General features: G+C 59.6%; 15 protein-coding genes. All 15 read right to left on the reverse strand.

Annotation, left to right across the window (positions count from 1 at the left end; translation table 11 throughout):
- Positions 1-64 precede the first annotated feature (64 nt).
- Positions 65-1,078 (reverse strand): aspartate-semialdehyde dehydrogenase, encoded by a 1,014-nt coding sequence (locus tag QRN50_RS06345; protein WP_096126671.1) that lies wholly within the window; start codon positions 1,076-1,078, stop codon positions 65-67.
- A gap of 85 nt (positions 1,079-1,163) precedes the next feature.
- Positions 1,164-1,724 (reverse strand): DUF1285 domain-containing protein, encoded by a 561-nt coding sequence (locus QRN50_RS06350; RefSeq protein WP_004408288.1) that lies wholly within the window; start codon positions 1,722-1,724, stop codon positions 1,164-1,166.
- Between the two features lie 21 nt (positions 1,725-1,745).
- Positions 1,746-2,348, reverse strand: a complete 603-nt coding sequence (locus QRN50_RS06355; RefSeq protein WP_003318496.1) for a DUF4823 domain-containing protein — start codon at positions 2,346-2,348, stop codon at positions 1,746-1,748.
- 123 nt (positions 2,349-2,471) lie between these two features.
- Entirely contained in the window at positions 2,472-3,134 is a 663-nt protein-coding gene (locus QRN50_RS06360; RefSeq protein ID WP_003368424.1) for a TetR/AcrR family transcriptional regulator, read from the reverse strand.
- A 146-nt stretch (positions 3,135-3,280) separates the two neighbouring features.
- Positions 3,281-3,934: a LysE family translocator gene (locus tag QRN50_RS06365; protein ID WP_024643097.1), complete on the reverse strand. Its 654-nt coding sequence runs from the start codon at positions 3,932-3,934 to the stop codon at positions 3,281-3,283.
- Positions 3,935-4,238: 304 nt separating this feature from the next.
- On the reverse strand, positions 4,239-5,024 hold the full coding sequence (locus QRN50_RS06370; protein ID WP_004408301.1) for a TatD family hydrolase: 786 nt from the start codon (positions 5,022-5,024) through the stop codon (positions 4,239-4,241).
- 14 nt (positions 5,025-5,038) lie between these two features.
- Positions 5,039-5,395: a PilZ domain-containing protein gene (locus QRN50_RS06375; RefSeq protein ID WP_003409617.1), complete on the reverse strand. Its 357-nt coding sequence runs from the start codon at positions 5,393-5,395 to the stop codon at positions 5,039-5,041.
- A 34-nt stretch (positions 5,396-5,429) separates the two neighbouring features.
- The gene (locus QRN50_RS06380; RefSeq protein WP_024643099.1) at positions 5,430-6,416 is read right to left on the reverse strand and encodes a DNA polymerase III subunit delta'; all 987 of its coding nucleotides are present in this window, start codon (positions 6,414-6,416) and stop codon (positions 5,430-5,432) included.
- Positions 6,409-7,041 carry a dTMP kinase gene (gene tmk / locus QRN50_RS06385; RefSeq protein ID WP_024639326.1) on the reverse strand — a complete coding sequence of 211 codons (633 nt, stop codon included), beginning with the start codon at positions 7,039-7,041 and terminating at the stop codon, positions 6,409-6,411. The genes QRN50_RS06380 and tmk overlap by 8 nt, the downstream gene beginning before the upstream one ends.
- Positions 7,042-7,060: 19 nt before the next feature.
- Positions 7,061-8,194 carry an endolytic transglycosylase MltG gene (gene mltG / locus QRN50_RS06390; RefSeq protein WP_192873861.1) on the reverse strand — a complete coding sequence of 378 codons (1,134 nt, stop codon included), beginning with the start codon at positions 8,192-8,194 and terminating at the stop codon, positions 7,061-7,063.
- A 2-nt stretch (positions 8,195-8,196) separates the two neighbouring features.
- Entirely contained in the window at positions 8,197-9,012 is an 816-nt protein-coding gene (pabC, locus tag QRN50_RS06395; protein WP_032656551.1) for an aminodeoxychorismate lyase, read from the reverse strand.
- Positions 9,012-10,256 carry a beta-ketoacyl-ACP synthase II gene (fabF, locus tag QRN50_RS06400; RefSeq protein WP_003390862.1) on the reverse strand — a complete coding sequence of 415 codons (1,245 nt, stop codon included), beginning with the start codon at positions 10,254-10,256 and terminating at the stop codon, positions 9,012-9,014. The genes pabC and fabF overlap by 1 nt, the downstream gene beginning before the upstream one ends.
- Positions 10,257-10,370: 114 nt before the next feature.
- Positions 10,371-10,613, reverse strand: coding sequence for an acyl carrier protein (gene acpP / locus QRN50_RS06405; protein ID WP_004408315.1), 243 nt, complete (start codon positions 10,611-10,613; stop codon positions 10,371-10,373).
- A gap of 193 nt (positions 10,614-10,806) precedes the next feature.
- On the reverse strand, positions 10,807-11,550 hold the full coding sequence (gene fabG / locus QRN50_RS06410) for a 3-oxoacyl-ACP reductase FabG (RefSeq protein WP_096126672.1): 744 nt from the start codon (positions 11,548-11,550) through the stop codon (positions 10,807-10,809).
- Between the two features lie 15 nt (positions 11,551-11,565).
- Positions 11,566-12,504 carry an ACP S-malonyltransferase gene (gene fabD / locus QRN50_RS06415; RefSeq protein ID WP_096126673.1) on the reverse strand — a complete coding sequence of 313 codons (939 nt, stop codon included), beginning with the start codon at positions 12,502-12,504 and terminating at the stop codon, positions 11,566-11,568.
- Positions 12,505-12,578: the final 74 nt, after the last annotated feature.

A 12,578-nucleotide genomic window follows, 5' to 3' on the forward strand; every position in this document is an offset into this window, starting at 1 on the left:
CCTGCATTTGGGTGTAAGGCGTATCGCCGCTAAAACAATTATTCAAATTGTTGCCAAGTATCTTTTACACATAGTCTTTTATCAACAATTCGCCAACCTGCACAGCGTTGAGCGCAGCGCCTTTGCGCACATTATCCGAGGTCAGCCACAGATTGAGCTGCTCGGAATCGTCGGTTCCCGTCCTGACGCGTCCCACATAAACCACGTCCTGGCCCACCGCATCGCCCACCGGCGTAGGGTAATCACCCGCATCGACCAGTTCGACCCCGTCTGCAGACTCGAGTGCAGCATTGACCGCCGCCACGTCGACCGCTCCGGCCGTGCGCAGCGCTACAGTGAAGCTGTCACCAAAGAACACCGGTACCTGAATGCAGGTCGCAGACACTTTGAGCGATGGCAGCGCCAGCAGTTCGCGCAATTCTTCGACCAGACGCCTTTCCAGCGGCAGGTGCCCCGACACATCTGGAGTACCCACTTGAGCCAGCAGGTTGAACGCCATCTGGCGATCAAAAAACCGGGTTTCCAGCGGACGGACATTCAACAGCTCGGTGGTCTGACGTGCCAGCTCGCTGACGCCTTCACGCCCCAGTGCCGATACCGCCAGACACGCCGTTACCGTCACCGACTGGATATCGATCAGGCCGCGCAACGGCGCCAGAGCCAGGGCAACCGCAGTGGCAGAAGCACTGGGGCTGGCAACCAGACAGGGAGCGACGCCACGGCTGTGCAAAAGCGTAGCATTTATTTCCGGCACCACATTCGGCGCCTGGGTTGAGGTAAATGTCCCCGACAGGTCGATGACCGTGCACCCCGCTGCTACCGCCTTTTCGGCGTGACTGCGACTGACCGCAGGTCCCGCAGCGAAAAACGCCATGCGCACCTTACTGAAGTCGAACTCGTCGACTTCGCGTACGCGCACATTCTTGCCTCGAAACGGCACCGAGTGGCCTGCGGATTCGATGCTGGCCAACAGGTACAGATTGCCCACCGGAAAATTGCGCTCCTCCAGAACCTGCACAACGGTTTCGCCGACAGTACCGGTTGCGCCGACTACGGCGATATCAAAGGACTGGCTCATGCAAAAACCTCAGGAAAATCAGGGAGCGGCACTTTAACCGCCGCATTGCCGACAGGCAATTCAAGCCGGCAATCAGGTGTGTATTTCAAGGCTCGAGCCCTATCGGGAAGAACACGCCATGGCTCCAGACGCCCAGCCAGCGCTGTCCGTCCATATCGCGGGAAACGGCCAGCTCGACCAACTGATAGAAAACATTGCGGTGAATCAGCGCTTCCAGATTGCTCCGCACGTGAATATACGGCGCCGGTTCCTGGGTATCAGGGTCGGTGACAACCCGCAAAGGGTGTTCCGGTCCCGCTTCGCTCTGATCCTCTACATTGGTCAGAAAGCGCAACACCTGGCCCTCGCCCTCCCCCAGCACCTCAAGGCTGACGGCGACAAAAGGCGCGTCATCAACGGTGATGCCGACCTTCTCGACGGGCGTGATCAGGAAATAGTCATCGCCATCGCGGCGCATAATGGTCGAGAACAGCCGGACCATCGGCTTGCGGCCGATCGGCGTGCCCAGGTAATACCAGGTACCGTCGCGGGCGATACGCATGTCGATATCGCCGCAGAAGTCCGGATTCCACAAATGAACAGGCGGCAACCCTTTGGTTTTGGGGATCTGTGCGAACAGATCACCCGCCTTGTTTGAATCGGTCACTCCATTCTCCTGATACGAGCCCTAGCGTTCGACACCCAATAAGGTACGAGCGTAGTCCTCAAGCGGCGGCCCCAGCAAATCCTCGGGGCTTTTGTCGTAAAGCGTCAGCAATCCGCCACGGCTGCGAATACGTGCGCTGTCGATGAGGTAACGGGTCCCGGTCTCGATCAGCATCAGCTGAATGACACCGCTGTCGACACCCAGACGGTCCACCGCTTCCTGATCGGCCCATTGATCGCCATTGCCGATGCGGTCGTCAGCCTTGGCGAAACGTGCATAGAGCAAATAATGCGCGCCCGCAGCACGCGCCTCGACCATGGCTTCATCCAGCCCGAGCGGGCCGCGGGCACGACGGACCATCGGGAAGTACTCGATAAAGCCCTTGAAGGCTTCTTCAGCCACCACGTTAGGCCGCGGATAGGCGTTGCCCGGCGGTACGAAGGCGCCCTGAGCGATGTAAATGAACGAGTCAGGCTGCACGCGCCAGTTGGCAGTACGACGGGTTTCGCTATGGTCGAGCAGACCTGCATCGCTGAATTGCTCGCGAACACCTTCGCCCATGTCACTGACTTTCATGCAGCCACTCAACGCCAGAAGCGCGAGCAGCATAACCAGGCTACGCATTATCCCCTCCCAAATACCGGTGACGGAAAACCGGCGAATGGTCGTCGGATGCAGCTTCCGCGCCATCTCTGGCGCAGCCGACGCCAAAGCCTTTAAGCTGATGCTCAAGACCGGGGCGGCGCGTTATTCGGCGGCGGGATCTGGCGTGGGTTCGGCGCTGACGTCGCCGTCGCGCTTGCGCTTGTTGCCCATGCGTACGCCGATGTCCATGAGAAAGTGGAAGAAGCCTTCCTGGTCTTCCAGCACGTTGCTCCAGAACGGCGAGTGATACAGCGCAACGGCGCCATGTACCAGCGCCCAGGCAGCGCAGTAATGGTAGTAAGGCGGGACATCTTCGAGCTTGCCTTCGCTGATGCGGCCTTTGATCAGCAGCGTCAGGTGTTCGAAGTTGGAGGCGCGGATCTTGTGCAGCTCTTCGACCAGCTCAGGCACCTGATTGCCCTTGACCACCTTCTCTTCCAGACGGTCGAACAGGCGATAGCGCTGCGGGTCACGCATACGGAATTCAAAGTAGGCGCGCGAGAGCGATTCCTTGTCCTTGTCGACATCGGCCGAATGCAGCAGCTCGTTCAGGTCCCGCTCGTAGTCGAGCATCAGGCGCAGGTAGATTTCCGCCTTGGACTTGAAGTGCTTGTAGATGGTGCCTTTGCCAATGCCGACGGCGTCCGCGATCATCTCGACAGTGACGCTGTCTTCGCCTTGCTCGAGAAACAGCTTTAGCGCGGTGTCGAGAATTTCCTGCTCACGGCGGCGAAATTCACGGACCTTACGAGGTTCTTTCTGCATAGAGAGGTCTGTCAGGATCGAAATCGAAGCCGGGTATTATGCCCAATCGGCGCTAAATTGCACGGTTCATCCATACTTGTCGACCTGCATGAACGATTCGCACCGGTCAGCCCGGGCGCCCGATACCGTTCCAGTGCGGTGGCAACCTAGTGCGCTGGCAACGCTGGAGAGGCAACGACAAACTCCAGATAACCCGTGATCACCACATACAACGTGAAGTAGGCAAAGATCAGCGCCGAGGCAATGTATGACCAGCGCAACATTCGTTCGCCCATGAATCGCCCACCCTGATGAGCCAGCGCACACAGCGAGATCGACCAGACCACGCCCGCAGCGACGAACCCGGCGAGAAAGGTCGAAGCGCTGACAAGATCAGAGCCTTGCCGGGCAATCAGCGCCCCGCCGACTGCGGCGAACCAGAGGATGGCGCTGGGCGAGGACATCGCCAGAAAGATCCCGCGCAGGAACAGCGCCAGGCTGGATTTTTCCGATTCAACCTTCTGACTGTCGAGACCGGTGCTGACGGTAGTGGCACTCATGATCATCCTGAAGCAGAACCAGGCCAGCACTGCTGTGCCGCCAATCCACAGCACGTAGCGCACGGCTTCATATTGCAGCAGCACGGCCATGCCGAGCATCGCCAGGATTGCGTAGGCCAGATCACCGACGCAGGTTCCCAGCCCCAGCCATAGCCCCCTGGAAAAACCGCGCTGCATGGACAGCGTGATCATGGCGATGTTGGCCAGACCAATGTCCAGACACAAGGACAGACTCAGCAGAAAACCGTTGGAAAACTCCACCCCACCACTCCATGACTGCAGCGCCCCCGCATTTCGCCCGATACAAAGTGTTCATCGAGCACTCAAGGAGGGCTTTAGTATTCCAAAACTGTTTAAAAAACGATCAAAAGACACTGGACGCTACGCCGTCCTGAACAATACTTAAGCTGCTGACGCGTCATCATTCCCCAAATGACTCGGCAGTAGAGGTGCCAAAGGACTCGCGCGCCTTTGTTTTACTCCTAATGGTCTTGACCCGGCTTCACCCCCCAGAATCCGGGTTTTTTTTGCCTGCGATTTGTCTGCCCGCGGATTTGAGCATCCGTCAGCGCTGAACGTGCGCCAGCGGAAACAGGCGGGCAAAGTTGGCGGTGGTCTGCTCGGCAAAGTGCTCGTAGGACTCGCCTCGCAGCATTGCCAGAAACTCGGCAACCTCACGTACGTACTGGGGCAGGTTCGGCTTGCCCCGGTAAGGGATCGGCGCGAGGTACGGGGAATCGGTCTCGACCAGCAGACGATCGGCGGGCACCTGCCTTGCAACGTCGCGCAGGGCATCGGCATTACGAAACGTCACGATGCCGGACAGCGAAATGTAGTACCCCAAGTCCAGCGCGGCCTTGGCCATCTCCCAGTCCTCGGTGAAACAGTGCAGGACACCGGCGTGGGGCAAGGCAGCCTCACGCAGCAGGCTGAGCGTATCGGCACGTGCGCCCCGAGTGTGGATGACCACCGGTTTTTCAGTGATTCTGGCCGCCTCGAGGTGAACCCGGAAAGATGCTTGTTGAATCTCGGCCGCTTCAGGTTCGTAGTGGTAATCCAGACCGGTCTCGCCAATGGCCACCACCCGTGGGTGATCGAGCTCCTTGAGCAACCAGTCCAGGGGCGGCATTTCGCCAGGCTTCACGTCCAGCGGATGAATGCCCACCGAGCAATCGACATCCGCGTAGCGTTCGGCGAGTGCCTTGACCGCCCCCGCATTGTCGGCGCTGACACCGATGCAGAGAAAATGCCCGACCCCTCTGCCGCGGGCGGCGTCGAGTGCGGCATCCAGAGAGCCGTCGTGCTGGGCAAGGTCAAGGCGATCGAGGTGACAATGGGAATCTACAAGCATGGCTTAAAACACAACTACATCGTATGGGTTGGACGATCGGACTTGAGAGCGCCGACCAGGTGAGTTTCGATCAGATTGCGGGCGGTGTTGTCGCCGTCATTGAACTGCACGCCAACGCCAGCGGTGCGATTGCCCTGTGCGCCTTTTGGCGTGATCCAGGCCACGCGGCCGGCAACCGGAACCTTCTCCGGTTCGTCCATCAGATTGAGCAGCATGAACACTTCATCGCCCAGCTTGTAGCTTTTGCTGGTCGGAATGAACAGCCCGCCGTTTCTGATGAACGGCATATAAGCAGCGTAGAGAACGGATTTGTCCTTGATGGTCAGGGACAGAATGCCATTACGTGGACCTGTGCTCGGCGGCAGACTCATGACAACACCTCAACGGTTCCGGATAACGCAGAGTCTACGCCTGTCCCGGCAGGCCTGCCCACTGCACCAACAACGCTTCAAGCAGCAAAACCCGATTGAGGTTGGCCTTGGACATGACTTTCTGGCGCTGCGCCAGAATCCAGTCCTGAATTTCCAGCACTTTGGCGCAAGAAGATTTTTGCGCCAGGTATTGAATGACCTTGCGCATGTCACCCAGGCCAAGGCCTTCCTCGTCCTGGGTCATCTGATAGCGCAGGATCAGGTGCGACCAGTCACAGAACCAGTCGAACAGCAATAACAGCGGAATATCCTTCCAGCCCTCGGCCAGCTGGGTAGCCGACTGTTGTTGCTTGAGCAGCTTCTTGACGCCGTCGACCACCAGCGCGCGCTGTTCGCGAACGCCCTGCGTGTGCAGCGCCACCGCAGCCAGCGGCGATCCGGCGGCCAGCGTCAGCAACTCGAAGCGTTCGTCCTGCGTGCAATCGGGCAATGCGCCGCTCAGCCAGTCGAGGCTCATCTGTTCGCCGGGCAACGGGCACGCCTGCTGCACACAACGGCTCTTGACCGTTGGCAGCAAGCGGCTCGGTTGATGACTGACCAGCAACAGAACGGTATTGCCTGAAGGCTCTTCCAGACTTTTCAGCAACGCATTGGCCGCGTTGGTATTCATCGCTTCCACAGGCTCGACGAGCACCACCTTGCGCCCGCCCATCTGAGCGGTCTGCACCACAAAACTGACCAGATCACGCACCTGATCGACCTTGATCGGCTTGTCCGCCTCTTCCGGCTCGAGCACGTAGTTGTCAGGGTGGCTGCCAGCCGCCAGCAGCAGACAGGACTTGCAGTGTCCACAGGCATCAAGCCCTTCAGGGGTCTTGCACAACAGGCTGGCCATCAGTCGTTCAGCCAGAGCGCGCTTGCCGATACCCGCCGGCCCGTGCAGCAGATAGGCGTGAGCGTGCTGGGCGCGACCGGCCATCTGCTGCCAGAGCGAAGCCTGCCAGGGGTAGGCTTCAGCCACGTTGCAGCTCCAGCAACTGAGGCAGCAAGGTGTCGAGGCAAGCCTGAACGTCGGCCAGAGTCTGTGCGGCGTCTACCAGGCGATAGCGCGCAGGCTCGGCCCTGGCCCGTTCCAGATAGGTGCTGCGCACAGCGTCGAAGAAAGCTCTGCCTTCCTGCTCGAAGCGATCCAGCCGACCGCGTGCAGCGGCGCGTGACAGACCGATCTCCACCGGCAGGTCGAAGACCAGCGTCAGGTCAGGGCGCAGGTCGCCTTGAACGAACTGTTCCAGCGCTGCAATACGCTGATGGGACAGGCCGCGGCCGCCGCCCTGATAGGCGTAGGTGGCATCGGTAAACCGATCACAGAGCACCACCTCGCCACGCGCCAGCGCTGGACGAATGACTTCGGCCAAATGCTGTGCACGCGCCGCAAACACCAGCAGCAGCTCGGTGTCGGCGCTCATGGCCTCGTCGCTGGGCGCCAGCAACAGCTCGCGAATACGCTCGGCCAGCGGAGTACCACCCGGCTCGCGGGTCAGCAGTACCTGAACACCCTGCGCACGCAATTGCGCCGCCAGGTAGTCACGGTTGGTACTTTTGCCTGCACCTTCCGGGCCTTCAAGAGTGATAAACAAGCCAGTCACAGGTCATCCTTAATCGTCATCATTGTGCATTCGGCTCGGACTGCGGCGCATCCGGAGTATCCGCAGGCACGCTTTCCGAAGGGGGCGAGTCAGTTACGGGTGCCGGTGTGGCAGGTGCGGCAGGTGCCGGGCTGGAGCGATAATCCGCACGGCGCTTGAGCTGATAATCACGCACGGCCGCGTTATGGGCATCCAGATCGTCCGAGAACACATGGCTGCCATCGCCCTTGGCCACGAAATACAGACTGCTGCCGTCCACCGGGTTAAGAGCAGCATGAATCGCTTCACGCCCTACCAGCGAAATGGGCGTCGGCGGCAGGCCAGCGATCACGTAGGTGTTGTAGGGCGTGGCTTCCTTGAGGTTGGCGCGCGTCAACTTGCCGTTGTAGCGCTCGCCCATGCCGTAGATCACGGTCGGGTCGGTCTGCAACTGCATGCCCAGCTTCAGGCGACGCACGAACACGCCGGCTATCTGGCCGCGCTCCTGAGGTACGCCAGTCTCCTTCTCGACCAGCGACGCCATGATCAGCGCCTGGTAAGGGTTTGAATAGGGCGCCTCTGGCGACCGCGCATTCCATTCCTCGTCGAGTACTTCTTCCAGACGGCTATAAGCCTGCTTGAGCAATTCGGCATCGGTCATGCCGCGCACGTAGCGATAGGTGTCCGGAAAGAAACGGCCTTCAGGGAACACATCGGGATGGCCTATTTTCGCCATCAGCTCACTGTCGGACAGACCTGCCAGCGTTTGATCGAGCTTGGTCTGTTTGGCCAGCGCAGCACGCACCTGGCGGAAATTCCAGCCTTCGACCAGCGTCAGGCTGTATTGCACGACTTCCTTGCGCTTCCAGACGTCGAACAGGCCTTTGACGTTCATCCCCGGCACCATGCGGTATTCACCGCTGTGCAGGGCCTGTCCGGACAGGTTGAAACGCCAGTAGAGACGCAGCCAGAAAGCGTCCTTGATTACGCCATCGGCCTGCAATCGATTGAGTACGCCGGTCGGCGTCGAACCGGCCGGAACGTCCAGCAGTTGTTCCTGAGCCACCTCGAGCGGTTGGTTCAGCGCCTGGTACTGCTGCCAGAAAGCAAAGCCGAACAGCAAACCTGCCAGGACAACCGCTGTTTCCAGCAACACCAATATTTTTCGGATCAAAATCAGATATCCAGAAGGGTGCGAGCAATACCTTGCAGTTTACGGGTGAGCGGCCCGACCGGCCAGTTCAACGCTGCAAAGCTGCAAACCGGCCAGACGCCGTACACGCTGTTGCATAGAAACACTTCGTCTGCCGATTCAAGGTCAGACATGTGCAGGTCACGGATATCGACAGCCACTCCCAGCTTTGGTGCCTGATCCAGCAGCTCTGCACGCATCGCACCTGCGACCCCGCAGCGACTGAGATCAGCAGTCAGCAGACGGCCCTGACTGACCAGAAACAGGTTGCTGTAGACACCCTCTATCAGTCGTCCTGACGTGTCACGCATCAAGCCCTCGGCGTGCTCGCTGTCACGCCACTCGGAGCGGGCCAGTACCTGCTCCAGACGATTGAGGTGCTTGAGGCCGGCCAGAAGCGGCTGTTCCGCCAGTCGCGTCTGGCAGGCAAACAGGCGCACGCCCTGCTCGGCATGCGCACCGGGATAGGCTGGCGCAGGGCCGCCCTGCAGGATTCGACGCGATTGGGCATTGGGGGCAGGAGCGTAGCCGCGCTGGCTGTCGCCACGGGTCAGGATGAGCTTCATGACCCCATCACCAAGCTCTGCAGCGAAGCGGGTCATTTCAGCACGGATCAGCGCGTGATCGGTTGCGATCGACAAGCGCGCGCAGCCGCTTTCGAGACGCTGCAGATGACGCTCCAGAAGCAATGGCTGCCCGGCCTTGACGACGATGGTTTCAAACAGTCCATCGCCGTAGGCCAGCCCTCGGTCCTTGAGGGACAAGGCGTCTGCGGGGCAGCCATCGACCCAGTCGGGCATTACTCGGCGAACCGACGGAATACCAGCGAGCCGTTGGTGCCACCAAAGCCGAAGGAGTTCGACAGAACGACGTCGATCGGCATGCGGCGCGCTTCGTGAGGCACGAAGTCCAGATCGCAGCCTTCGCTTGGCTCATCCAGGTTGATGGTCGGCGGAGCCACCTGATCAACCATTGCCAGGACGCTGAAGATCGCTTCGACAGCACCGGCGGCGCCCAGCAGGTGGCCGGTCATCGACTTGGTCGAACTGACTGCCAGCTTGTAGGCGTGATCACCGAATACCGACTTGATCGCAGAAGCTTCGGCCAGATCGCCTGCAGGCGTCGACGTACCGTGTGCGTTGATGTACTGCACCTGATCGGGATTGACCTTGGCATCACGCAACGCATTGACGATGCAGCGTGCAGCACCGGCGCCGTCATCAGGTGGCGAAGTCATGTGATAAGCGTCGCCGCTCATGCCGAACCCGACCAGCTCTGCATAAATGGTCGCGCCACGCGCCTTGGCGTGCTCAAGCTCTTCGAGCACCATGGCACCGGCACCGTCGGACAGGACAAAGCCATCACGGCCCTTGTCCCAGGGGCGACTGGCGCGGGTCGGGTCATCGTTGCGGGTCGACAGCGCACGCGCTGCACCGAAGCCGCCCAGACCGAGTCCACAGGCGGCCATTTCAGCGCCACCGGCGATCATCACGTCCGCTTCGTCATAGGCGATGTTGCGAGCCGCCATGCCGATGCAGTGGGTTGCAGTCGTGCAAGCCGTCGCGATGGAGTAATTGGGTCCCTGTGCGCCCAGGTGGATCGACAGGAAACCGGAAATCATATTGATGATCGAGCCAGGAACGAAGAACGGCGAAATCCGTCCAGGACCCTGCTCGTGCAGCAGACGACTGCTGTTTTCGATATTGGTCAGACCACCGATGCCCGACCCCATGGCAACGCCGATGCGCTCACGGTTTGCATCAGTGACTTCGAGGCCTGCATTACGCACGGCCTGAAAGCTGGCCGCAAGGCCATACTGAATAAAGAGATCGAGGCGGCGCGCTTCTTTGGGCGCGAGGTATTCTTCGACGTTGAAACCCTTGACCGAGCCGCCGAAGCGGGTGGTGAAGGCTGACAAGTCCGTGTGCTCGATAAGGCCAATGCCACTGCGGCCCGCCAGAATGCCTTGCCAACTGCTGGGCACGTCATTGCCCAGTGGCGAAAGCATGCCCATCCCGGTGACCACGACGCGTCTACGCGACACAGGACTCTCCTTCTCTCTTGTTTACGGAACAATCACAGCGTTTTTTAAAGAAAAAACCGCACGCCGGTTAAAGCAGTGCGGTTTTCCCGTGACAGCAGTCAGCGATTACAAATCTTAAGCCTGATGGCTAGTGACGTAGTCGATTGCTGCTTGAACGGTAGTGATCTTTTCCGCTTCTTCGTCAGGGATTTCGGTCTCGAATTCCTCTTCCAGAGCCATTACCAGCTCGACGGTGTCCAGGGAGTCAGCGCCCAGGTCCTCAACGAAAGAAGCAGTGTTGACAACCTCTTCTTGTTTGACGCCAAGTTGCTCTGCAACGATTTTCTTGACGCGCTCTTCGATGGATGTGGTGCTCATACCTAGTTTTAACTCCTAGTGGAAATGTTCAGGCATCTGGCCAGTGGGTAAGTGTATAGAAGAGGTTTTGCGAATTTCAAGCTTAACGCTCTCCCCTTTTATGCCCAACCGTACCTTTGCCCATTCATAGATTGCAGCTTTATAACGGATTTTAGACAGCTCGTATGACATTTTTTTGAAACAGGTCGTCACATTAGCTCATGTACATGCCGCCGTTAACAGGGATTGTGGCCCCGGTAACGTAGCCTGCGCCTTCGGACGCAAGAAAAGCGACTACGTGCGCAATCTCTTCGGCTTGCCCCAAACGGCCCAGGGGTATCTGGGTAATCAGTGACTCACGCTGAGCCTCAGGCAGCTCACGCGTCATGTCGGTATCGATAAAACCCGGTGCCACCGAATTCACGGTGACCGCCCGCGAGCCCACTTCACGGGCCAGAGCCCGACTGAAGCCTTCCAGACCGGCCTTCGCGGAAGCATAGTTTACTTGACCGGCGCTGCCCATGGCACCCACAACCGAACCAATGCTGATAATACGCCCCCAACGCGCCTTGGTCATACCACGCAAAACGCCCTTGGAAAGACGGAAAAGGCTGTTCAGATTGGTGTTGACGACGTCATACCATTCGTCATCTTTCATGCGCATCATCAGGTTATCACGGGTGATACCGGCGTTATTGACCAGAATCAACGGTGCGCCGACGCGCTCCTGAATGGTGGACAGAACCGAATTCACAGACTCGGCATCGCAGACATCCAGCATCAGGCCAAAGCCTTCGATGCCGTTTTCCTTGAACGTCGCACTGATGCGCTCGGCGCCGGACTCTGACGTCGCGGTACCCACGACAACAGCACCGTTGCGTCCCAATTCCAGAGCAATGGCTTGGCCAATGCCGCGACTTGCACCGGTTACCAGTGCCACTTTACCTTGAAGGCTCATGCAGGCTTCTCCTAATCAGGCCAGTGCCGCGCGCGCGGCGGCAAAGGCGTCCGGGGTATCAAGGTTGTAGGTCATCACGCCGTCGGCGCAACGTTTGTTCAGACCGGCCAGCACTTTGCCCGGACCGCATTCCACGAGCTGGGTCGCACCGCGGCTCGCCAGGCATTGAATGGACTCGACCCAACGCACCGGCTTGTACAACTGCTCCAGCAAATCACGCTTGAGCGTCGCCAGATCACTGACGGCACTGGCGCTGACGTTCTGTACCAGCGCAATTTTCGGCGCTTGCCATTCGATGGCTTCAACGGCCTCGGCGAAACGCTCGGCGGCCGGGCGCATCAGTTCGCAGTGCGATGGCACGCTGACCGGCAATGGCAAAGCGCGCTTGGCGCCACGGGCCTTGCACAGCTCCATGGCACGCTTGACGGCCTCGGCGGAACCGGCAATCACCACCTGGCCCGGCGAGTTGAAATTCACGGCACTGACGACCTCACCCTGTGCCGCTTCGGCGCAGGCTGCGATAACGTCGGCGTCATCCAGACCCAGAATGGCGGCCATGCCGCCCTGACCCGCTGGCACCGCTTCCTGCATCAACTGACCGCGACGCTCGACAAGCTTTACGGCGTCGGCCAGGCTCAGGCTTTGCGCGGCTACCAGTGCGCTGTATTCACCCAGACTGTGACCGGCGACGAACGCAGGAACCGCACCGCCCTCGGCCAGCCACACATGCCACAAGGCAACGGATGCGGTCAGAATGGCCGGCTGGGTCTTGTCGGTCTGGTTGAGCAGCTCGGCAGGACCGTTCTGAGTCAATGCCCACAGGTCATAGCCGAGGGCTTCGGAAGCCTGCTCGAAAGTGTCGAGGATCAGCGGATGTTGCGCGCCTTGATCGGCGAGCATACCGAGCGATTGCGATCCTTGACCCGGAAAGACGAATGCGAGGGATGCAGACATTTGACAAGCCTCTGAATTATTGTCGCCAAAATGGGCGTCCGGACAGGCCGAACGCGGGAATTCTAATTTACATG

The organism is Pseudomonas sp. MEJ108, from assembly GCF_030208985.1.
GTDB classification, from domain to species: domain Bacteria; phylum Pseudomonadota; class Gammaproteobacteria; order Pseudomonadales; family Pseudomonadaceae; genus Aquipseudomonas; species Aquipseudomonas fragariae.